Annotated in this window: 21 protein-coding genes and 1 pseudogene; 16 read left to right on the forward strand and 6 right to left on the reverse strand. The window is 63.0% G+C overall.

Annotated elements, in window-relative coordinates; all coding sequences use genetic code 11:
- Positions 1-19: 19 nt before the first annotated feature.
- Positions 20-1,953: pseudogene (locus tag AC54AF_RS23270) on the forward strand (5-methyltetrahydropteroyltriglutamate--homocysteine S-methyltransferase).
- A 115-nt stretch (positions 1,954-2,068) separates the two neighbouring features.
- Here AC54AF_RS23270 and AC54AF_RS23275 read toward each other — a convergent pair.
- The gene (locus AC54AF_RS23275) at positions 2,069-2,455 is read right to left on the reverse strand and encodes a hypothetical protein (protein WP_496638445.1); all 387 of its coding nucleotides are present in this window, start codon (positions 2,453-2,455) and stop codon (positions 2,069-2,071) included.
- Between the two features lie 381 nt (positions 2,456-2,836).
- Between AC54AF_RS23275 and minC the strand changes: the two genes are divergently transcribed.
- From minC to minE, 3 genes are read left to right on the forward strand one after another with little or no spacing between them, the layout of a single operon-like run.
- Positions 2,837-3,586 carry a septum site-determining protein MinC gene (gene minC, locus AC54AF_RS23280; RefSeq protein WP_496638446.1) on the forward strand — a complete coding sequence of 250 codons (750 nt, stop codon included), beginning with the start codon at positions 2,837-2,839 and terminating at the stop codon, positions 3,584-3,586.
- 37 nt (positions 3,587-3,623) lie between these two features.
- On the forward strand, positions 3,624-4,439 hold the full coding sequence (gene minD, locus AC54AF_RS23285) for a septum site-determining protein MinD (protein ID WP_131689577.1): 816 nt from the start codon (positions 3,624-3,626) through the stop codon (positions 4,437-4,439).
- Position 4,440: 1 nt separating this feature from the next.
- Positions 4,441-4,692, forward strand: a complete 252-nt coding sequence (gene minE / locus AC54AF_RS23290; protein WP_034752886.1) for a cell division topological specificity factor MinE — start codon at positions 4,441-4,443, stop codon at positions 4,690-4,692.
- Between the two features lie 3 nt (positions 4,693-4,695).
- Here minE and AC54AF_RS23295 read toward each other — a convergent pair whose 3' ends face one another.
- The gene (locus AC54AF_RS23295; protein ID WP_131689578.1) at positions 4,696-5,199 is read right to left on the reverse strand and encodes a hypothetical protein; all 504 of its coding nucleotides are present in this window, start codon (positions 5,197-5,199) and stop codon (positions 4,696-4,698) included.
- Positions 5,200-5,372: 173 nt separating this feature from the next.
- Here AC54AF_RS23295 and AC54AF_RS23300 point away from each other — a divergent pair, with 173 nt between their 5' ends.
- The 7 genes from AC54AF_RS23300 (at position 5,373) to AC54AF_RS23330 (ending at position 12,938) form a co-directional block, all read left to right on the forward strand.
- Positions 5,373-6,062 (forward strand): response regulator transcription factor, encoded by a 690-nt coding sequence (locus AC54AF_RS23300; protein ID WP_101483426.1) that lies wholly within the window; start codon positions 5,373-5,375, stop codon positions 6,060-6,062.
- An 81-nt stretch (positions 6,063-6,143) separates the two neighbouring features.
- The gene (hemA, locus tag AC54AF_RS23305) at positions 6,144-7,418 is read left to right on the forward strand and encodes a glutamyl-tRNA reductase (protein ID WP_496638447.1); all 1,275 of its coding nucleotides are present in this window, start codon (positions 6,144-6,146) and stop codon (positions 7,416-7,418) included.
- A gap of 86 nt (positions 7,419-7,504) precedes the next feature.
- The gene (prfA, locus tag AC54AF_RS23310; protein ID WP_496638448.1) at positions 7,505-8,581 is read left to right on the forward strand and encodes a peptide chain release factor 1; all 1,077 of its coding nucleotides are present in this window, start codon (positions 7,505-7,507) and stop codon (positions 8,579-8,581) included.
- A gap of 154 nt (positions 8,582-8,735) precedes the next feature.
- Entirely contained in the window at positions 8,736-9,206 is a 471-nt protein-coding gene (locus tag AC54AF_RS23315) for a disulfide bond formation protein B (protein WP_496638449.1), read from the forward strand.
- Positions 9,207-9,217: 11 nt separating this feature from the next.
- A complete protein-coding gene (gene prmC, locus AC54AF_RS23320; protein WP_496638450.1) occupies positions 9,218-10,048 on the forward strand; it encodes a peptide chain release factor N(5)-glutamine methyltransferase in 831 nt (276 codons plus the stop codon).
- 216 nt (positions 10,049-10,264) lie between these two features.
- Complete coding sequence (gene gshA, locus AC54AF_RS23325; RefSeq protein WP_496638451.1) at positions 10,265-11,866, forward strand: glutamate--cysteine ligase; 1,602 nt, start codon at positions 10,265-10,267, stop codon at positions 11,864-11,866.
- 28 nt (positions 11,867-11,894) lie between these two features.
- Positions 11,895-12,938 carry a histone deacetylase family protein gene (locus AC54AF_RS23330; RefSeq protein ID WP_496638452.1) on the forward strand — a complete coding sequence of 348 codons (1,044 nt, stop codon included), beginning with the start codon at positions 11,895-11,897 and terminating at the stop codon, positions 12,936-12,938.
- Positions 12,939-12,981: 43 nt separating this feature from the next.
- Here AC54AF_RS23330 and AC54AF_RS23335 read toward each other — a convergent pair whose 3' ends face one another.
- Both AC54AF_RS23335 and AC54AF_RS23340 read right to left on the reverse strand, forming a co-directional pair.
- The gene (locus AC54AF_RS23335; protein ID WP_496638453.1) at positions 12,982-13,764 is read right to left on the reverse strand and encodes a LytR/AlgR family response regulator transcription factor; all 783 of its coding nucleotides are present in this window, start codon (positions 13,762-13,764) and stop codon (positions 12,982-12,984) included.
- Complete coding sequence (locus tag AC54AF_RS23340) at positions 13,751-15,016, reverse strand: histidine kinase (protein WP_496638454.1); 1,266 nt, start codon at positions 15,014-15,016, stop codon at positions 13,751-13,753. Before AC54AF_RS23340 ends, AC54AF_RS23335 begins: the two co-directional genes overlap by 14 nt.
- A gap of 284 nt (positions 15,017-15,300) precedes the next feature.
- Between AC54AF_RS23340 and AC54AF_RS23345 the strand changes: the two genes are divergently transcribed.
- From AC54AF_RS23345 to AC54AF_RS23355, 3 genes are all read left to right on the forward strand, one after another.
- On the forward strand, positions 15,301-15,726 hold the full coding sequence (locus AC54AF_RS23345; protein WP_035823589.1) for an organic hydroperoxide resistance protein: 426 nt from the start codon (positions 15,301-15,303) through the stop codon (positions 15,724-15,726).
- 123 nt (positions 15,727-15,849) lie between these two features.
- A complete protein-coding gene (locus tag AC54AF_RS23350; RefSeq protein WP_496638455.1) occupies positions 15,850-16,326 on the forward strand; it encodes a GNAT family N-acetyltransferase in 477 nt (158 codons plus the stop codon).
- Positions 16,323-16,994, forward strand: coding sequence for a Dph6-related ATP pyrophosphatase (locus tag AC54AF_RS23355; RefSeq protein ID WP_496638456.1), 672 nt, complete (start codon positions 16,323-16,325; stop codon positions 16,992-16,994). Before AC54AF_RS23350 ends, AC54AF_RS23355 begins: the two co-directional genes overlap by 4 nt.
- Before the next feature lie 67 nt (positions 16,995-17,061).
- Here AC54AF_RS23355 and AC54AF_RS23360 read toward each other — a convergent pair whose 3' ends face one another.
- Entirely contained in the window at positions 17,062-17,538 is a 477-nt protein-coding gene (locus tag AC54AF_RS23360) for an FKBP-type peptidyl-prolyl cis-trans isomerase (RefSeq protein WP_496638457.1), read from the reverse strand.
- A gap of 145 nt (positions 17,539-17,683) precedes the next feature.
- A complete protein-coding gene (locus AC54AF_RS23365; protein WP_496638458.1) occupies positions 17,684-19,561 on the reverse strand; it encodes a potassium transporter Kup in 1,878 nt (625 codons plus the stop codon).
- Positions 19,562-19,799: 238 nt separating this feature from the next.
- Between AC54AF_RS23365 and rarD the strand changes: the two genes are divergently transcribed.
- Entirely contained in the window at positions 19,800-20,684 is an 885-nt protein-coding gene (gene rarD, locus AC54AF_RS23370; RefSeq protein ID WP_496638459.1) for an EamA family transporter RarD, read from the forward strand.
- A 96-nt stretch (positions 20,685-20,780) separates the two neighbouring features.
- Complete coding sequence (gene ettA, locus AC54AF_RS23375; protein WP_034783756.1) at positions 20,781-22,448, forward strand: energy-dependent translational throttle protein EttA; 1,668 nt, start codon at positions 20,781-20,783, stop codon at positions 22,446-22,448.
- Positions 22,449-22,516: the final 68 nt, after the last annotated feature.

Genomic DNA, 22,516 nt, shown 5'->3' on the forward strand with positions numbered 1-22,516 from the left:
ATTAAATCTCGATGACATCATGACCGTGCACACTCATACCCTTGGCTTTCCCCGCATCGGCTTTGACCGCGAGCTCAAGCATGCGCTGGAAAGCCACTGGCGCGGCGAGTTGTCCGAGGCGGCCCTGGAAGCGATGGGCCAGCAATTGCGCGCGCGCCACTGGGCCTTGCAAAGGGATGCCGGCCTCGACTACGTCACCGTGGGCGACTTCGCCTTCTACGACCAGGTGGCCAACCATATCCAGCTGCTGGGCTGCGAACCGGCCCGCTTCAACTTTGCGCCGGAGCAGTCGCCGCTGTCGCGCTATTTCACCATGGCGCGCGGCGCAGAGGCGCACCATGCACACGCCGCAGGCACCGCCGCACTGGAAATGAGCAAGTGGTTTGACACCAACTACCATTACCTGGTGCCCGAACTGTCGCCGCAAACCCGGTTTTCGCTGGCCGCCGAGCGCCTGCTGGCGGAAGTGGCCGAGGCGCAGGCGCTCGGCCATCAGGTCAAGGCGGCCCTGATCGGCCCCCTCACCTTCCTCTGGCTGGGCAAGGAAAAAACAGCCGGCTTCGAGCGCCTGACCCTGCTGGAACAATTGCTGCCCGTCTACGGCGCCCTGCTCGACCGCCTGAAACAGCAAGGCGTGACGTGGGTGCAGGTCGACGAACCGATCCTGGGCCTGGACTTGCCGAGCGCGTGGCGCAGCGCCTTCGAGAGCGCCTACTGGCAGCTGAACCAGGTAGGTATAAATATCCTGCTGGCCACGTATTTCTCGCCGCTGGAAGAAAACCTCAGCCTGACGTGCCGCCTGCCCGTGGCCGGCCTGCACGTGGATGGCATCCGCGCGCCGCATGAGCTGATCAGCGTGACGGATTGGCTGCCCTCGCATAAAGTCTTGTCCATCGGCATCGTCGACGGGCGCAATATCTGGCGCACCGACCTCGACGCGGCCCTGGCCGTGCTGCAGCCGCTGGCGGCCAAACGCAACGGTCACCTGTGGCTGGCGCCCTCATGCTCGCTGCTGCACGTGCCGTTCAGCCTGGCGGCCGAGACGGACCTCGATGGCGAAATCAAGAACTGGCTGGCGTTCGCCACGGAGAAATTGGCGGAACTGGCGCTGCTGAAGGACGCGCTGGCGGGCCATCCCGATGACGCCGCGCTGGCAATGGCTCGCCAGGCCATCGCAGGGCGGCGCGCCAGCCATCAACGGGGCGAACTGGCGGGCGCCGGGTATGAACGGCAGGTGCGCGCCGAAATCGCCCACGCCGTCAGCCGCCAGGAAGCGCCGGGCCTGGACGTGCTGGTGCATGGCGAAGCGGAACGCAACGACATGCTCAACGACTTCGGCGAGCAGCTGGACGGTTTTGTTTTCACGCGCCACGGCTGGGTGCAATCGTACGGCGCGCGCTGCGTGAAACCGCCCGTCCTCTACGGCGACGTGCAGCGCCCGGCCGCCATGACGGTCGAATGGACGGTGCACGCGCAAGGCCTGACGCATACACCGCTGAAAGGCATGCTGACGGGTCCGGTGACGCTCTTGCAATGGTCGTTCGTGCGCGACGACCAGCCGCGCGCCAGCACGGCGCTGCAGCTGGCCCTGGCCATCCGCGACGAGGTGCAAGACCTGGAAACGGCCGGCCTCGGCATCATCCAGATCATCGAGCCGGCCATGCGCGAAGGCTTGCCACTGCGCCGCGGCCAGTGGGATGCCTACCTGGACTGGGCCACGCACGCCTTCCGCACCGCCGCGTCCGCCGTCAGCGACACGACGCAGATCGCCGCCATGGACGCCGACGTTATGACGATGAAAATAAGCCGCTCGGACATGGAACTGCTGACAGGCTTAGGCCAGCCAATGCGTGGGCGAACCCGGATTGCGGCCTGAAGACGCGGGGCTGGGCGGAAACGGAAGCGGCGTTGAAAAACATGGTCGCGGCGGCGCAGCAGATACGCGCCGGATAATCACGGCAGTACCGCCCTGTCTGCTGCGCCAAGAGCGTCATGGGAAAACGGAGGCGACTGCGATGCTGCAGCCATTCCCGCTTTCACACATGAAAAGACTGTCCTTATCTCGGCCTCAGCCAGGACATTGAAAAGCCATCTCAAATAAGTATGTGATTTGCCAGCCTTTTTTTCCTTGGCCGATATATATACGGGCATGCTCCTTGCACCATCCCCGGTAGGAAGACAGGGCATCCCTGTTATCCAAAAAATCCGTCCATTGGGTATTTTTTAACGCCTCGTCGATTTCTCCGACATCTGGTTCTTCACTTAGCAGGCACGTCTCCGCAATCACCCCGCCACTTGCGCCTCGACAGTCAACAATATAGTTTTGCAGTGACGTTCCCTGTATTTTGAGCGAAAGATATAAATTTTTCGTCGATGGCGCTCTATATTTCTCTTGGAGTAAAAGTAGGGACATTAAAACTAAAACAAATAAGAACCCGAAAATATTCTTTTTCATCTTGCAAAGCCATGCATTTTTATTGTTGTGCCTGCGGAAGGCAAACCTTCCATTTCAGGCGATGATTTCTTGCGAGGACTTCCCCCCACCAGATAAGCTGCATTTGTTCCATTGTTAATTTTATCACAAGCAATCTAGGGTGGAGACAGCGCAGCAGATGCGCGCCGCTTGATCCTGGAACAGCGCCGTCAGGGCGCATTCTCGGCTGCTTTCGGGGCGCCGCCCGGTTTTTTTGACATGAAGTAGGTGTTGCCCTGCGGAATAGCACGCGCCAGGCCCCTGATGCTGATTTTTTTGCAGTAGAATGCAAGAAATTTACTGCTCCCGATTGTTGCCGTACGGAACAGTTGGCCTGCCGCAGTTTCACTTTGATAAATGTTTATGTCCAAAAGCCCGTCGCAGAAGCCTATCGAAATCAAGATTTCCACCGTCGTCGCCGTTTCCGCCATTCTGCATAGCGCCGATACGCAGGCACTCGATGCCGCCTTGCGCGACATGACGGGAGGCGTGGCGGACTTTTTCGAGGACGACCTGGCCGTGCTGGACGTGGCGGCCTTGCCGCCCGGCAGCGTGTCCATCGACTGGGCCGCCCTCGTGGCCCTGCTGAAAAAATACCGCTTGAATGCCGTGGCCGTGCGCAATGCGCCGGCCGACATGCATGACGCCATCCTGGCGCAGGGCTTGAGCCTCGACAGCGGCAAGACGCGCGACGATGCGCCGCCCAAGGATGGTCCCAAGGAGACGCCCACGGCGGCGGCCCAGTCGGGCGCCGACGCGCAAGTGATGGTGATCGACACGCCCGTGCGTGCCGGCCAGCGCATTTATGCGCGCGGCTGCGACCTGATCATCACCGCTGTCGTCAACAATGGCGCCGAAATCATCGCCGACGGCAGCATCCACGTGTATTCCTCGCTGTACGGCCGCGCGCTGGCCGGCGCCTCGGGCAATGCCCAGGCGCGCATCTTCGCGCTGGCCATGGAACCGGAACTGGTCTCGATCGCCGGTGTGTACCGCACGTTCGAGGATGGTTTCCCCGCAGAAATGGCGCGCGGACCCGCGCAAATTCGTTTGGCTGGCGACAGAATCGATATACACTCTGTCAATCCGGTCACTCCCGTGAACCGCTCTTAAGCTGCACAATTCAAGAGATATCTGAAAAGGATTATTTGTGGCAAGAATTATTGTTGTGACGTCCGGCAAGGGCGGTGTCGGCAAGACGACCTCTAGCGCCAGTTTTGCCACTGGCCTGGCCATGCGCGGCCACAAGACAGCCGTGCTCGACTTCGACGTGGGCCTGCGCAACCTCGACCTGATCATGGGTTGCGAGCGCCGCGTCGTGTATGACTTGATCAATGTGATCAATAAAGAGGCCAGCCTGAACCAGGCCTTGATCAAAGACAAGCACTGCGACAACCTGTTCATCCTGCCCGCCTCGCAAACGCGCGACAAGGATGCCCTGTCGGAAGAAGGCGTGGAACGCGTGTTGAACGACCTGATCAACATGGGTTTCGAATTCATCATCTGCGATTCGCCGGCCGGCATCGAGCATGGCGCGCTGATGGCGCTGACGTTCGCCGACGAAGCCATCATCGTCACCAACCCGGAAGTGTCGTCGGTGCGCGATTCGGACCGCATCCTGGGCATCCTGCAAGCCAAGTCGCGCCGCGCGCAGACGGGCGGCGAGCCGGTCAAGGAACATTTGCTGATTACCCGGTACTCGCCGAAACGCGTGGAATCGGATGAAATGCTGTCCTACCAGGATGTGCAGGAAATCCTGCGCATCCCGCTGGTGGGCATCATTCCGGAATCGGAGCAAGTGCTGGCCGCCTCGAACCAGGGCAATCCCGCCATCCATTTCAAGGGGACGGATGTGGCGCAAGCCTACGAAGACGTGGTCTCGCGTTTCCTCGGCGAAGATGTCGAGTTGCGCTTTACCAACTATGAAAAGCCTGGATTACTCCAGCGCATTTTTGGGGCGAAGTGATATGGCCTTGCTTTCTTTCCTGTTCCCCCCCAAGCCGAAGACGGCCACCGCGGCCAAGGAACGCCTGCAGATCATCATCGCCCGCGAACGCAGCGGACGCGATGGTCCGGACTTCCTGCCCGCCCTGCACAAGGAATTGATCGCCGTCATTTCCAAGTACACCAAGGTCAATGCCGACGACATCAAGATCTCGCTGGACCGCCAGGGCAACCTGGAAGTACTCGACGTGAATGTGGTGCTGCCGGACGCGTAAGCTTTAGTCCGGCCTGACCGTGAGCAATTCCTGCGCCACCGCGGCGCAGGCATTCACGTGCTGGTTGCCGATCTGGCGGAACACGGCGTAGCCGATGGCTGCCGCCACCGCCTGGCCGGCGAACGGCACGAAGCGCGCCACCTGCTTGGTGGCAATCTTGACGCCACTGCGCTTGAGCAGGAGGAGGATCAGTTCGCGCGACACCAGTTTTCCCACCAGCATGCCCCCCATGCCCACCGCCGCGCGGTAGGCCATCATCTTGAACTGCGGGTTCAGCCGCTCGATCTGCTCGGGCGTCAGGCCGAATTCATGGTTGATATCATTGATCAGCATGGAAAACAGGCCGACATCCGACATCAAGTCGATGCCGGGAATGGGAATGGCCGAGGCGCCCGCCGACATCACGGCACGCCGCTGCACCAGGCGCCGGCAACGCTCGCGCACTTGCTCGATGTCGGCATGACTGGCCGGTATGAGGGTCCAATCGGTAGTGCTCTTGTCTGGCATGGCCATTTCTCCGCGAATAGGGGGGGTGTAGAGGAACAAGTGTAACGTAAAGGCCTGCGCTGCCGATTTCACTGGACACAGTTGCAATCTCTGTTATATTTCACTTGAGCATTCCTTAACATTACGATAAGCAGAGCGGACCGTCTGTTTGTTGCTACACATTCCAGCCCATTATGCGAATTGCCGTACTCGATAGCGACCATAGCCAGGCAGAACTGATCTGCCAGGTGCTCACCGCCGCCGGCCACGCTTGTCACGAGTTTCAGAGTGGCAAGGAAATGCTGGGGCAATTGCGCAAGGACAGTTGCGACATGCTCATCCTCGACTGGCATGTGAGCGATCTGGACGGTGCCGAAGTCTTGCGCCGTGCCCGGGAAAAACTGGCGCCGAAGGCGCCCGTGTTGTTTATGACCAACAGTTCCGGCGAAGACGACGTGGTGGCGGGCATGACGGCCGGCGCCGACGACTACATGATCAAGCCCCTGCGGCGCAGCGAACTGACCTTGCGCACCCAGGCGCTGCTGCGCGTGGCCTACCCGGCCCAGAATGGCGCCGAGTACTTGCAATTCGGTCATTACACATTTGAAACCCGCCCCGGCCGCCTGCTGAAGGATGGCGAAGTGCTCGACGTGACGCACAAGGAATTCGCCCTGGCGCTGCTGTTTTTCCGCAACCTGGGCCGTCCCCTGTCGCGCGCCTACATCCACGAAGCCGTGTGGCAGCGCGACACGGCCCTGCCCTCGCGCACCATGGATACCCACGTCTCGCGCGTGCGCAACAAGCTGCAGCTGAAACCGGAACACGGCTACCGCCTGGTGCCTGTCTACAGTTATGGTTATCGTCTGGAAAAACTGGGCGGGTGAATGGCGGCAAACGGCTGACCTGCTCAAAGCGCGGGCACAAAGCGTTATAATGTCGGCATAAGTCATCCCAACAGCCCTGAAATGCAACTGCTCGCCGTCGGCCTCAACCATACCACCGCTCCAGTGTCGCTCCGCGAACAGCTGGCGTTTGCGCCTGAGCATCTGGGTTCGGCGGTGATAGCGGCGCGTACCTGGTTCCAGCGCATCGACCTGCGCGACAACGACGAAGCGGCCATTCTCTCGACCTGCAACCGCACCGAGCTGTATGCGGCCAGCCACGTGCCGAACCCGCTCGACGCGGGCGCGCATTTCCTGGCCGATTATCACAAGCTCAACTACAGCGAGCTGCGCCCCCACCTGTACATGCTGCCGCAGCACGATGCCGTGCGCCACACCTTCCGCGTCGCCTCCGGGCTCGACTCGATGGTGCTCGGTGAAACGCAGATCCTGGGCCAGATCAAGGACGCCATCCGCACGGCCGACGAGGCGGGCGGCCTGGGCACGTATCTGCACCAGTTGTTCCAGCGCAGCTTTTCCGTGGCCAAGGAAGTGCGCAGCAGCACGGAAATCGGCGCCCACAGCGTGTCCATGGCGGCCGCCGCCGTGCGCCTGTCGCAGCGCATCTTCGACAAGATCGCCGAGCAGAACGTGCTATTCATCGGCGCCGGCGAAATGATCGAATTGTGCGCCACGCACTTCGCAGCGCAAAACCCGAAAAGCATCACCATTGCCAACCGCACCATGGAGCGGGGCGAAGAGCTGGCGCACCGCTTCAACGGCAAGGCCATCCGCCTGGCGGACTTGCCGGAGCAGTTGCACCAGTTCGACATCGTCATTTCGTGCACGGCGTCATCGTTGCCGCTGCTGGGCCTGGGCCTGGTCGAGCGCGCCATCAAGGCGCGCCGCCACAAGCCCATGTTCATGGTCGACCTGGCCGTGCCGCGCGACATCGAAGCGGAAGTGGGCCGCCTGAACGACGTCTTCCTGTACACGGTCGACGACCTGGGCAAGGTCGTGCAGACGGGCCTGGAAAGCCGCCAGGCGGCCGTGGCGCAAGCCGAAGCCATCATCGAGACGCGCGTGCAATCGTTCATGAGCTGGGTCGACGACCGCGCCATGGTGCCCGTCATCCAGCATTTGCATGAAAACAGCGAAGCGCTGCGCCTGATGGAAGTGGAACGGGCGCGCAAGATGCTGGCCAAGGGCGCCGACATCGATGCCGTCCTGGAAGCGCTGTCGAAAGGCTTGACGGCCAAGTTCCTGCACGGCCCGCAGCAAGCGCTGCACCACGCGCAAGGCGACGAGCGCAAGCAGCTGGTCACCCTGCTGCCGAAACTGTTCCGCCCCCGCCGTTAGCGCAGCCCCGCTGGCCGCCCGCGCGGCCGCCCCCGCCCGCCTTGCCGGGCCCGCACCATCCCCACACACTTTTACCGCGAATCGCTATGAAACCATCCATGCTGGCCAAACTCGATCAACTGGCGAACCGCCTGGTCGAACTCGACGAACTGCTGATGCACCCGGACGCCACGTCGAACATGGACAGCTACCGCAAGATGACGCGCGAGCATGCCGAACTGGGCCCGCTGGTGGCCCTGTACCGTTCCTACCTGGAAGCGGGCAACGACATCGCCACGGCACAAGAGATGCTGGCGGACCCGGACATGAAGGAATTCGCCCAGGAAGAGATCGAGGCGGCCAAGGCCACCATGGCGCGCCTGGAGCGCGAATTGCAAACCATGCTGCTGCCGAAGGATGTCAACGACGAGCGCAATATCTTCCTGGAAATTCGCGCCGGCACGGGCGGCGATGAGTCGGCCCTGTTCGCCGGCGACCTGCTGCGCATGTACACGCGCTTTGCCGAGCGCAACCGCTGGCAAGTGGAACTGGTGTCGTCATCCGACTCCGACCTGGGCGGCTACCGCGAAGTGATCGTGCGCGTGGTCGGCAATGGCGCGTATTCCAAGCTGAAATTCGAGTCGGGCGGCCACCGCGTGCAGCGCGTGCCGGCCACGGAAACGCAAGGCCGCATCCACACGTCCGCCTGCACGGTGGCCGTGATGCCGGAGGCCGATGAAGTGGAGGACGTCAACATCAACCCGGCCGACCTGCGTATCGACACCTACCGCGCTTCGGGCGCGGGCGGCCAGCACATCAACAAGACGGACTCCGCCGTGCGCATCACCCACTTGCCGACCGGCATCGTGGTCGAATGCCAGGATGACCGCAGCCAGCACAAGAACAAGGCGCAAGCCATGAAAGTGCTGGCCGCGCGCATCAAGGACGTGCAATTGCGCGAACAGCAGTCGAAGGAAGCGGCCACCCGCAAGAGCCTGATCGGCTCGGGCGACCGCAGCGAGCGCATCCGCACCTATAATTTCCCGCAAGGCCGCCTGACGGATCACCGCATCAATTTGACCTTGTACAAGCTCGACTTCATCATGGATGGCGATTTGACGGAGTTGACGAATGCGCTGGCGGCAGAGCACCAGGCTGAATTGTTGGCCGCGCTAGGTGACTAAAGGCTGGGGTCAGACCCTCTCCACCGCTGACGGCGGATCAGGCGTCGGCGCAAGCGGGGGTCTGACCGCGGGGTTTAAGTAGCGGCTAAGCAATAAAAATCCGGCCTTGTGCGAAAATGACCAGCTCGATTCCATCCACCTCACCGTGTCGCCCATGAAAAATTCACGCACCGTCCTCCTGTCGATCGCCGCCCTGTGTTTCCTGATGCTGGGCGTGGCCATGTATTTGCAGCATGCCATGCACATGGCGCCGTGCCCGCTGTGCGTGATCCAGCGCTACCTGTTCCTCGCCATCGGCATCGCCTGCCTGGCCGGCGCGGCGGCCAACCGGCCGAAAATCGGCGCCGCAATCGGCCTGGCTGGCGCCTTGGGTGGCCTGGGCGTGGGCGCCAAGCATCTGTACGTGCTGGCCAACCCCGGCTTTTCGTGCGGCATCGACCCGGTCGAAACGGCGCTGAACAAGATCTTCACGGCGCAAGTCATGCCCTTCATGTTCGAATCGTATGGCGCCTGCGAAAACGCGGGCGAGCCGTTTTTCGGCCTGTCAATTCCGCAATGGGCGTTCATCTGGTTCGCCATTTTTAGCGTCGGCCTGCTGTGGACCTTGCTGCGCCGTCAGAAATAATTGAAAGCACCATGCCAGAAACCTTGATCCCCGCCGGCAGCACTGTCGGCGCCCTGCAAATCCGTCCGCTGCTCGACCCGCTCGACAACCGCATCCTGCTGGGCCACGCGCTGGGCCTGTCGCGCGTCGCGCTGATCACGCAATCGGAGCGCGTGCTCACTGCCGATGAAGCCGAACGCCTGTCAGGCTTGCTGACACGCCGCCTGCAGGGCGAGCCGATCGCCTACATCGTGGGCCAGCGCGAATTTTTCGGCCTGCCATTCGAAGTCAACGATGCCGTGCTGATTCCCCGCCCCGACACGGAAGTGCTGGTGGAACTGGCGCTCGAGCGCCTGCCGCCCGGCGGACGGGTGCTCGACATGGGCACGGGCAGCGGCGCCATTGCCGTCGCGCTGGCGCACACGCGCCCCGACGCCGTCGTCACGGCCCTGGACGTCAGCAGCACGGCGCTGGCCGTGGCGCGCCGTAACGCCAGCGCCAACGGCGTCAACATCACCTTCATGGCCAGCGACTGGTTCGAAGCGCTGGGCACGGAAAAGTTCGACCTGATCGTCTCGAATCCCCCCTACATCGCCAGCGGCGACCGCCACCTGGCCGAGGGCGATTTGCGCTTTGAACCGACGGGCGCCCTGACCGACCACGCGGACGGCCTGTCGGCCCTGCGCACCATCGTCTGCGGCGCCGCGCGCCACCTGGCGACGGGCGCCTGGCTGCTGATGGAGCACGGCTACGACCAGGCCGCTTCCGTGCGCGGCTTGCTGGCCGACGCCGGCTACAACAAGGTGCAAAGCTGGCGCGACCTGGCCGGCATCGAAAGAGTCAGCGGCGCCCGCCTCGGCTGACCGCAGCCACCTGCGCAAAGCTTGACCCGGCGGCGCGCCAGATCCCCCCGCAGTTTGTTAAAATATCAAGCGAATTCCTGACCGAAGCGCCGCCCCCGTTCCCCGGGGCGGACGCTGGCGACGCGGCGTTTTTTGGGCCGGCGCCGACGCATTTGCCAAAATTCGGTTAATCTCAGCACAAATTATTTATCTGCTGCACAAGAAAGGAAGCTCAAATTGCCCAACCTGTTGACTCGCCGCCTGGCATTGCTGACCGAAGATGCCAACCGCGCGCTGCTGGGCGGCTTGCGCGGCATCGAGCGTGAAACCCTGCGCGTCGACCACGCCGGCCATCTGGCTTCCACGCCCCACCCCGCCGCCCTGGGCTCGGCGCTGACACACCCGGAAATCACCACCGACTACGCCGAAGCGCTGCTCGAATTCATCACCCCGGCCGAAGCCGACATCGCCGTCACGCTCGACAAGCTGGGTATCGTGCACCGCCACGCCTACAGCCGCCTGGGTGACGAGTTGCTGTGGAGCCAGTCGATGCCCTGCCAGCTGCCGCCCGAAGCGGAGATTGAAATCGCCAACTACGGCACGTCGAACATGGGCATGCTCAAGCACGTGTACCGGCGCGGCCTGGCCTTGCGCTACGGCAAGGCCATGCAATGCATCGCCGGCATCCATTACAACTACTCGCTCGACGAGCAGCTGTGGCAAGTGCTGGCCAGCACCCCCCACACCAGCGCCAGCCCCACGCAGGCAACCGCCACACCGAAAGACGTGCAATCGGAAAGCTACCTGGCGACGATCCGCAATTTCCGCCGCTACAGCTGGCTGCTGATGTACCTGTTCGGCGCCTCGCCGGCCCTGTCCGCCGGTTTCCTGCGCGGCCGCCCGCACAAGCTCGACACCTTGTCCGACGACACCTTGTTCCTGCCTTACGCCACCAGCCTGCGCATGAGCGACCTCGGCTACCAGAACGATGCCCAGTCCGGCCTGCGCCCGCACGAAAACAGCCTGGAAGACTACGTCAACGCGCTCACGCACGCCGTCAACGACCCGTATCCGCCGTATGCGGCGCTGGGCACGAAGAAGGATGGCGAATGGATTCAGCTGTCCACCAACGTGCTGCAGATCGAAAATGAATACTATTCGACCATCCGCCCGAAACGCGTGATCCGCACGGGCGAGCGCCCCATCCAGGCCCTGTGCCTGCGCGGCGTGCAATACATCGAAGTGCGCTGCATGGATGTCGACCCGTTCGAACCGGTCGGCATCAGCCTGGAAACGGGCCGCTTCCTCGACGCCTTTTTACTGTTCTGCGCGCTCGACGACAGCGCGCCCATCTCGGCCGAGCAAAGCGCCTGCTACACGAACAATTTCGCCCGCACCGTCAAGGAAGGCCGCAAGCCGGGCTTGACCCTGCGCCGCGATGGCGAAGAGATCACCCTGCAGGCGTGGGGCGAGGAGTTGCTGGCGCGCATCGCGCCCGTGGCGGCCTTGCTCGATGCGCGTCTTGGCGGCACGCAGCACGCGGACAGCCTGGCGGCGCAGGCAGCCAAGCTGGCCGACCCGGATGCGACGCCATCGGCCAAGGTATTGGCCGAGCTGCGCGCCAATGGCGGCTCGTTTGCCGCCTTCGGCCTGCGCCAGAGCGAACGCCACGCCGCCTACTTCCGCGCACATCCGGCGACGCCGGAGCACAGCGCGTATTTCGACGAGTTGGCCGCCAGCTCGCTGGCCGAGCAGCGCGCCATGGAAGCGGCGCCGGCCGGCAGCTTCGACGATTTCGTCGCCGCCTACCGCGCCAGCACCCTGTGTTCGCACACCTGATCCTGCCTGACTTTCCACCTGGCGCCCCATGCTGACCTTCTACAATGAATTGCACGGCCAGCACCGGGGCCGCTTCGAGCTGTTTCGCGGCACCATGGTGCCCTGCTTCGAGACGCCGGAGCGGGCCGACATGGTGGTGGCCGAACTGGGAAGGCGCAACCTGGGCCGCATCGTCACGCCGCACGGCGTGCCGCTGACGTCGCTCGAACGCGTCCACACGCCCCGTTACCTGCATTTTTTGCGCCACGCCTGGCAAGACTGGCTGGCGCTCGACCCGGACAATGCCAACAAGGACGCGCTGCCCTCCGTCTGGCCCGTGCGCACCTTGCGCAGCGACATCGAACCGGATGACTTCACGGCCAAGCTGGGGCTGTACTCGATGGACAATGGCACGCCGCTGACGGCCGGCACCTGGACGGCGGCCAAGACGGGCGCCGACTGCGCCGTCAACGCTGCCCACGCGCTGCGCCTTGGAGAACGGGCCACGTTCGCCCTGACGCGCCCGCCGGGCCACCACGCGGGCAGCGATTTCTTTGGCGGCTACTGTTTTCTCAACAACGCGGCCCTGGCCGCGCAGCATCTGCTCGACGACGGCGCCCGCAAGGTCGCCATCCTCGATATCGACTACCACCACGGCAACGGCACGCAAAGCATCTTTTACCAGCGCGACGACGTGCTGTTCGCCTCCCTGCACGCCGACCCGCGCGGCGAATATCCATTTTATCTCGGGCACGCCGATGAAACGGGCAGCGGCGCGGGGCTCGGCTACAACGTCAATCTGCCGCTGCCGGCCGGCACGTCCGCTCCCAGCTGGTTCGCCGCGCTGGAAACGGCCTGCCTGCGCATCAATATGTATGCGCCCGACGCACTGGTGGTGTCGCTCGGCGTGGACACCTTCGCTGGCGATCCCCTCTCGCACTTCTCCCTGCAAAGCGGCGACTACCTGCGCGTGGGCGAGCGCCTCGCGCATCTGAACCTACCCACCGCCTTCATCCTCGAAGGGGGCTATGCAGTGAAGGAAATCGGCATCAATGTCGTCAATGTGCTCGAAGGTTTTGAGACGGCGGAGTAGGCCTGTGGTGATGTCGGCTTACGCCCTGGCGGGCTAAGCCGACCTACATATTCCGAAACAAACTCATGAACGGCTGGCTCACGGCCAGGGTTTCCGGCCGCGTCTTCAGGCGCAGGGCACCACGTCCCACCTCGTCGCGCGTGACGGACGCCACCATCTTCATGTTGACGATGGTGGAGCGGTGGATCTGCTTGAAGATGGCAGGGTCGAGCACGTCGAGCAATTCGCGGATCGGCTTGCGCAGCAGCGCCTCGCCCTCCGCCGTCATGACGGCCGTGTACTTGGTGTCGGACTGAAAATAGGCGATGTCTTCCACCATGATCAGCCGCGTATCCTTGCCGCTGCTGGCCGTCAGCCACACCAGCGGCGGCGACTTGGCCGCCGCCGGCAAGACGCTGCTCAATTGCTGCAGCAAGCCGGCCAGTGCGCCGTCGCCCGCCCGGGTCTTGCCGGCCCGTGCCTGCACGCGCTGCAAGGTCGCTTGCAGGCGCTCGCGGGCGATGGGTTTCAACAGGTAGTCGACGGCGCCCTTGTCGAAGGCATCGATCGCGTACTGGTCGTAGGCCGTGACGAACACCACCTGCGTGGCGGGACTGGCGTCGAGCGCGCCGGCCGCCACCTCCAGCCCCGTCAAGCCCGGCATGCGGATATCGAGGAAGGCGACGTCGGGTCGCAGGGTGGCGATGGCGTCGAGCGCCGCTCCGCCGTCGTCGCAGGCGGCGACGATGCGCAAGTTGGGCCACTCTTCGGCCAGCAGGGCCACGAGCGCGTCGCGCAACAGGGTTTCGTCTTCGGCGATGACGCAGGTCATGTCAGGCGGATGCATATGACACTCCTTGCGCCGTGCTGTCGGGCACCGTGATGGTGGCCGTCACGCCATCGGGGAAATTGGCGACAATGCCAAACGCGGCGGCATTGCCATAGATCAGGCGCAGGCGTTCGCGCACATTGCGCAGGCCAATGCCCGTGCCGGCGCCGTCGTCGCTGAACCCCTTGCCGTCGTCGGCCACCGTGACGATCACCGTGCCATTGCCGCTGCGCGCCATGATCCAGACGGTGCCGCCGCCGCTTTTCGGCTCCAGGCCATGCTTGATGGCGTTTTCCACCAGGGTTTGCAGCATCATCGGCGGCAGCTCTGCCTGGCGCAGGTATTGCGGCACTTCGATCTGCAGGTTCAGGCGTGCGCCCATGCGGATTTTCAGGATGTCGAGGTAGGCGCGCGCCCGTTCCAGTTCCGTGCCCAGCGTCGACATGGCTTGCTCCGTGCGCGGCAGCGAGTGACGCAGGTACAGGATCAAGTTGCCCAGCATTTCGTCGGCGCGCACGGGATCGCTGCGCGTGAGCAACTGGGCGCTGGCCAGGGTGTTGTACAGGAAGTGTGGCTCGACCTGCGCGTGCAGCAGGCTCAGCTTGGCCACCGTGAGTTCCTTTTCCGTCACCGTCTGGCGCGCCTCGGCCTGCTCGCCGCGCCGGCGCTGCGCCACCCGGCGCGTCATCGCCCGCGTCACCGCTTCCGCGTTTTCCAGGTTGCTGCCATGGTCGACGAGGAACCAGTCGGTCCAGGCATTGCGCGCCGGTTCGCAGATCAGGGTCACGCTGCCCGCCTCGCCATTCGGCGTGACGGTGGCGAGGATCTGGTTCGGCCGCGGCTCGAGGAAACCCAGCATGCGCATGCGGGGCAAGCCCGTGTGCGTGTAAGGCGCCGCGCGGCGCACTCTAGCCTGCACCTGCAGGCTGTCGCGCGCGCTTTCAACCACTTCACTGCCCGGCAATTCGCGGATGGCAGCGTCGATCATGTCGAACGCCTCGCCCGCCTCGAACGGGATCTCGATCTGGCGCCGCTGGCGGCTCGACAGGGTGCTGGCATTGACGGTGCCGGCGATCAGGCGCACGCGCCGCACGTGCGAAAACGCATTCGTGATAACGACGCTGGCCAGCAGTGCGCCGACGATGACAAAGAAGCCCTCCGTCTGCCCAAAGATATAGCGCAGGAAATTCTCGACCAGGATCGCCGTGGCGATGATGTACGTGACCATCGTGGCCAGGGTGATGCGCAGGATAAAGAAGAGGCTAGTCATGATTTTTCCTTGGGGTGTGAAGTGGGCCAAGCATAACCATCGGCCCCGGCGACGGTGGCCATTATGCGATGGAAGCCCGGTAGTGGCGACAAAGGCAAGAAAATAAAGCATAAATTCACGCCCTTCCCAAATAAAATCGCTTGCAATTAAATAGCACACGATATATATTGAGCACATGGACGCCGCAAATTGCTTCTGCAGACGGGCATCCTGGGGCAGCAGCCCACGAAACAAGTAGCACACTATTTAGTAGTCAACTATTTATCTATCTAAAGGAAACCATCATGTCGATCAAACAAGTCCTGTACCGCGCGCAAGCTACCGCCACCGGAGGCCGCGAAGGCCGTGCCGTCTCGTCCGACAATGTGCTCGACGTCAAGCTGACCACGCCGAAAGAACTGGGCGGCAATGGCGCCGTCGGCACCAATCCGGAACAACTGTTCGCCGCCGGCTACTCGGCCTGCTTCATCGGCGCCATGAAATTCGTCGGCGGCCGCGACAAGATCGCCCTGCCGGCAGACCTGTCCATCGAAGGCAACGTCGGCATCGGCGCCATCGACACGGGCTTCGGCATCGAAGTGGAACTGAAAATTTCGCTGCCAGGCATGGAGCGCGCCGCCGCCGAAGCGCTGGTCGCCGCCGCCCACATCGTGTGCCCCTACTCGAACGCCACACGCGGCAACATCGACGTCACCCTGACGATCGTGTAAGAGTACCTGGGCTGCTGCGCATCGCGCTTTGCCAGCAACACCGCACTGCCATGAAGGCAGCGCGGTGTTTTTTCACGTGTGCCTTTAGAATGGCGCTCTTTTCCTGATTTTTCCGGAGTACGCATGATCGCCTGGCAATGGAACACCTTCGACGAACTCGGCCCCCACGCTTTGTACCAGGTGCTGGGCTTGCGCCAGCGCGTGTTCGTCATCGAACAGCAGTGCATTTACCCGGACCTCGATGGCCATGACCAGCAAGCCATGCATCTGCTGGGCTGGCAAACGGCCGATGGCCAGCGCCGGCTGGCCGCGTATCTGAGGGTGCTGGCGCCCGGCGCCAAGTACGTGGAAATGTCGCTCGGCCGCGTGCTGACGGCGCCCGAGGCGCGCAGCACGGGCGCCGGCAAGCGCCTGCTGGCGGAAGGCATCGCGCGCGCCGAACGCCAGCATCCTGGCCACGCCATCCGCATCGGCGCGCAGCAGTACCTGGAGCGCTTCTACCAGTCCTTCGGCTTTGTCACCGTCAGCGCGCCCTACGACGAAGACGGCATACAGCACGTCGACATGCTGCGCGCAGTGCCGCCGGGAGCGGCAGCATGACGACGGCCCTCATTTCCTGGAGCGGCGGCAAGGATTCCTGCCTGGCCCTGTGGCGTGTGCGCAACGCCGGCACGAGCGTGCCGCTGCTGATCACGGCCATGGATGAAGACGGCCGCAAATCGCGCTCGCACGGCGTGCCGCCCGAGCTGCTCGAGGCGCAGGCGGCCAGCCTGGGGGCACGCCTGCAGCGCTATCACGCCAGCTGGGCCAGCTACGAGGAACGATTCATCGCCATGCTGCGCGCGGCGAAAGACGAAGGCATAGCCCATGCGATCTTCGGCGACATCGACTTGCAGCCGCACCGCGACTGGGAAGAAAAAGTCTGCGCCAGCGCCGGCCTGACGGCGCACCTGCCCCTGTGGGGCGAGGATCGCCGCGCGCTGGTCGATGAGTTCCTTGCCGCCGGCTTCAAGGCCATCGTCGTGTGCATCAATGGCCAGCACCTGCCGCGCGAATTTTGCGGACGCGAGTTCGACGCCGCCTTTTTGGCCGACCTGCCGCCCGGCGTCGACGCCTGCGGCGAAAACGGCGAATTCCACACCTTCGTCTACGACGGCCCCGCCTTCAGCGCACCGGTGGCATTGCGCCGCACGCAAGTGCTGCAATATGACGCGCCGGCCAATCTGGGCGGCGCCACGTACTACTTCCAGGAACTGGCGCCAGCCTGAATCTGCCGCAAAAGCAACAAGGGCGATTCCGTGGAATCGCCCTTGTTATCAATTGCCCTGCGCGTGCTTACTTTTTCGTCACTTTTCGCAACGTGATGTCGAACACCAGACCCGCGTAAGGCGGGATCACCACCGCACCCGTCGCGTCACGGGTGCCGCTCACGCCATAGCCCAGGTCATACGGAATGACCAGGCGGCGCGTGCCACCCTCTTGCATGCCGACCAGGCCACGGTCCCAGCCCAGAATCACTTTGCCGATACCGAGAACAAACGTAAAACCCTCGAGAGGAGGGGACGTTTCGAACTGCGCGCCTTTGCCGTCCGGCTTGCTGGCGTCATACAGCCAGCCCGTGTAGAGCACCGTCAGGGTATCGCCTGCGGCGGCGGCCGTGCCGGTGCCTTTCACCAGGTCAGGAAAGACGAATTCTTTGACTTGCGTGTTCGGGTCAAGCACGACCGGCTTCTCGGTGTTGGCAGCAGCGCCGCAAGCGGTCAGGGCCACGGCGCAAGCGAGGGTGGCGATCATTTGAAATACCGATTTCATGGTTTCCCTTTAAATATTGGTGTGTGGCTAAGCCCGTACGGTGCGGACCGGTACGGGCTGCAGTTTAACAGGACTCGCATAGCCCATTTGTAAGCAGACGTAAGCAGGGCAGTCAATGTGTCTCGATGCAACGTTGACACAATATCTATATTTCCACCTGCGTGCCCAGTTCGATCACCCGGTTGCTCGGAATCTGATAGTAGTCGGCGGCCGTGCGTGCATTGCGCGACATGGTAACGAACAGGTGTTCACGCCACGGCATCATGCCATGTCCCGGCGTCGAGATGATGGTCTGGCGCGCGATGAAGAACGACGTTTCCATCATCTCGAAATCCAGTCCCTGCTGGGCGCACTGCGCCAGCGCGGCCGGAATGTCCGGTTCATCCTTGAAGCCGTAATGCACATTGACCTGGTAGCACTGGTGGCCCAGGTCCACCACGCGCACGCGCTCGGAAGGCGCCACCCACGGCTCTTCATGCATGAAGACGGTCAGGAAGATCACCCGCTCATGCAACACTTTGTTGTGCAGCAAGTTATGCAGCAGCGCATGCGGCACGCCATCCGTTTCGCCGCGCAGGAAGATGGCCGTGCCGGGCACGCGCAGCGGCGGCGCGATGAATAGCGACGAGAGGAATTCGTTGAGCGGAATCGCATGCTTTTCCAGGTTCTGGAACACCAGTTGGCGGCCCCGCTTCCAGGTCAGCATGACGATGAACAAAATCGAGCCCAGCAGCAGCGGGAACCAGCCGCCATGGAACAGTTTCAACGCCGTCGCCGACACGAGGTTGATATCGATGATCAGGAAAAAGCCCGTGGCGCCCCAGCACAGGGCCAGGTTCATCTTCCAGCGGTAACGGATCACGAAGAAGGTCAGGATCGTAGTCGACAGCATGGTCGCCGTCACCGCGATGCCGTAGGCGGCAGCCAGGTTTTCCGAGGAACCGAAACTGACGACAGCCAGCAGCACCACGGCCAGTTGCAGCCAGTTCACGGCGGGAATGTAGATCTGCCCGATTTCGCTTTCCGACGTGTGGCGCACGCGCATGCGCGGCAAAAAGCCCAGCGCGATCGCTTGCTTGGTCATCGAGAAGGTACCGGAAATGGTCGCCTGCGAGGCGATCACGGTGGCCATGGTCGACAGGATCACCAGCGGATACACGCTCCACGCGCCCAGCTGCTGGTAAAACGGATTCGACACGGCTTCCGGATGCGCCAGCAGCAAGCCGCCCTGGCCCAGGTAGTTCAGCGCCAGTGCGGGAAAGGCAATCAGGAACCAGGCCAGGCGGATCGGCTTCTTGCCGAAGTGGCCCATGTCGGCATACAGCGCTTCGGCGCCCGTCAGCGCCAGCACCACGGCGCCCAGGGCGACGAAGGCGACAAAGCCGTTATTCATCAGGAAGGTCGCCGCGTGCAGGGGATTGAGTGCGGCCAGGATGGCCGGCGACTTGATGATGTTGACCACGCCCATGCCGGCCAGCGCGGCAAACCACAGCACCATGATGGGGGCAAAATAGCGGCCGATGCCGGCCGTGCCGTGCGACTGCACCGAGTACAGCGCCACCAGCACCACGATCGTCAGCGGCACCACGTACGGACTGAAGGCGGGGGTGGCCACTTCCAGGCCCTCGATCGCCGACAGCACGGAAATGGCCGGCGTGATCACGCTGTCGCCATAGAACAGGGTGGCGCCGAAGACGCCGATCACCATCAGCGGGAAATGCCAGCGCGACAGGCGGCTGACGGACGACAGCACCAGCGCCATCAGGGCCATGATGCCGCCCTCACCGCGGTTGTCGGCGCGCAACACCAGGGTCACGTACTTGAGCGAGACGATCAGGGTCAGGCCCCAGAAAATCAGCGAGACAATGCCCAGCAGGTTCTCGGGCGACAGCAGCAGGCCGTGGGCCGGGTCGAAGACGGTCTTCAGGGTGTACAGCGGGCTGGTGCCGATATCGCCGTAGACGATGCCCACGGCCGCCAGTGTCAGGCCGGCAAGGCCGCTTTTTTTATGTTCCGACGTCAAGGTTGCACCCGTTTTTGTTTTGTTGCATCGCACAATATGATAGGTATTAGCAAATAGCAAGAGTATTTTTGCATGGTTCCGCAGCTGCCCCAAAGTCGTGGTTTTGTGCCGTTCCGCCATGCTGCGCGGGCTTGCGGCCATTGATTTGTTGCCATTCTACGCCTCGCCAGCGGCGCCGGGCAGTCCCCGATGTTTTCAGCCATAATGACAGACTGTCTACTCTCCAGCGAACCCCGTCATGAATCCAGGCATGCTCTACGCCTCCCTCGCCTTTCTGTGCTGGGGCCTGTTCCCCCTGTACTTCCACGCCATCGGCGAGATCGCGCCGCAGGAAATCCTGGCGCACCGCATGGTCTGGTCGCTGTTGTTCCTCGGTATCGTGCTGACCGTGCGCCGGCAGTGGAGCTGGCTGGGCAGCCTGAAAGCGCAGCCCAGGGTGGTGGCCAGCTTCGTCGCCAGTGCCTTTTTGCTGTCCGCCAACTGGTTCATCTACATCTGGGCCGTCAACAACGGCCACGTGGTCGACGCCAGCCTCGGCTACTTTATTACCCCCCTGATCAATGTCATGCTGGGCTTTTTGCTGTTGCACGAGCGCCTGCGCCGCCTGCAGTGGCTGGCCATCGGCCTGGCCGCCTGCGGCGTGGCCTGGCTCACTTGGCAGGCGGGACAGGTGCCCTGGATCGCCCTGCTGCTGGCAGCCTCGTTTGGCGGCTATGGCTTGCTGCGCAAGACGGCCGCGCTGGGCGCGCTGGAAGGCCTGTCGTTTGAAACATTGATTCTGTTCCCTCTGGCGCTGGCCTATATGCTGTGGCTGGGCTGGCATGGCCAGAGCGGCTTCGTCAATACAGATTCCACCGCCACGCGCGCGTTGCTGCTGGCGTCCGGCCCCATCACGGCCATTCCCCTGCTGCTGTTTGCGGCCGGCGCGCGCCGCCTGCCGCTGGCCGTGCTGGGTTTGCTGCAATACATCGCTCCCACGGGCCAGCTCTTGATCGGCGTGTGGGTCTTCCACGAATCGTTCACGCCCGAGCGCATGCTGGGCTTCCTCGTCATCTGGACGGCGCTGGGCCTGTATGCGGCCGAGGGGCTGTGGAACAGCCGCCGCGCGCGCGCCACCGCCTAGTCTTGCCCTGGCGGCCGTTTCCGCAGCGCGCAGCGCTGGCCGGAAGCGGGCGTTTACCGTATCCTGTCCGTCTTTGTATATCACCCGAGATTTCTAATGGCAAATTACGTCTACACCATGAATCGCGTGGGCAAAATCGTCCCGCCCAAGCGCCAGATTCTGAAAGATATTTCCCTCTCCTTCTTCCCAGGCGCGAAGATCGGCGTGCTGGGCCTGAACGGCTCCGGCAAATCGACCCTGCTGAAGATCATGGCCGGCATCGACACCGACATCCAGGGCGAAGCCGTGCCGATGCCGGGCCTGAACATCGGCTACCTGCCGCAGGAACCGCAGCTGGACCCGGAAAAAACCGTGCGCCAGGAAGTCGAGTCGGGCCTGGGCGAAGTGTTTGAAGCGCAAGCCAAGCTGGAAGCCGTGTACGCCGCGTATGCCGAGGAAGACGCCGATTTCGACGCCCTGGCCACGGAACAGGCACGCCTGGAAGCGATCATCTCGACCTCCGACGGCGGCAACTTGAATTTGCAGCTGGAAATGGCCGCCGACGCGCTGCGCCTGCCGCCATGGGATGCCAAGGTCGGCGTGCTGTCCGGCGGTGAAAAGCGCCGCGTGGCGCTGTGCAAGCTGCTGCTGTCGAAACCGGACATGCTGCTGCTCGACGAACCGACCAACCATCTGGATGCGGAATCGGTCGACTGGCTGGAACAATTCCTGCTGCGCTTCCCCGGCACCGTGGTGGCCATCACCCATGACCGCTACTTCCTCGACAACGCAGCCGAGTGGATCCTGGAACTGGACCGCGGCAGCGGCATTCCATGGAAGGGTAACTACTCGACCTGGCTGGAGCAGAAGCAAGCCCGCCTGAAGCAGGAAGAATCGACGGAATCGGCGCGCCAGAAGGCGCTGCAGAAGGAATTGGAATGGTCGCGCCAGAACCCGAAAGCGCGCCAGGCCAAGTCGAAGGCCCGCCTGGCCCGCTTCAACGAGTTGTCCGAGCACGAATACCAGAAACGCAACGAAACGCAGGAAATCTTCATTCCCGTGGCCGAACGCCTGGGCAATGACGTCATCGAGTTCAAGAACGTGTCGAAAGCGTTCGGCGACCGTTTGCTGATCGATAACCTGAGTTTTACCGTACCGCCAGGCGCCATCGTCGGCATCATCGGCCCCAACGGCGCCGGTAAGTCGACCTTGTTCAAGATGATCACCGGCAAGGAACAGCCGGACAGCGGCGAAGTGGCCATCGGCCAGACGGCGCGCGTGTCCATCGTCGACCAGAACCGCGATTCGCTGGCCGACAACAAGTCCGTCTTTGAAGACGTATCCGGAGGCGCCGACATGCTGACGGTCGGCCGCTTCGAAATGCCGTCGCGCGCCTATCTGGGCCGCTTCAACTTCAAGGGTTCGGACCAGCAGAAAATGGTGGGCAACCTGTCCGGCGGTGAACGTGGCCGTCTGCACCTGGCGAAAACCCTGCTGATGGGCGGCAACGTCCTGCTGCTCGATGAACCGTCGAACGATCTGGACGTGGAAACCTTGCGCGCGCTGGAAGATGCCTTGCTGGAATTTGCCGGCAGCGTCATGGTCATTTCCCATGATCGCTGGTTCCTCGACCGTATCGCCACGCACATCCTGGCCTTCGAAGGCAATTCGCAAGTCACCTTCTTTGACGGCAACTATCAGGAATACGAAGCCGACAAGAAGAAACGCCTGGGCGAAGAGGGCGCCAAGCCTAAACGTATTCGCTACAAGCCGCTGACCACCTAAGTTTTAGATCCGGATCGGCATAGGGGGCGGCCCTGAAGGGCCGCTCCCCTGCCACACCACCCGGCATG

The sequence above is a fragment of the Janthinobacterium sp. JF4 genome, assembly GCF_059617925.1.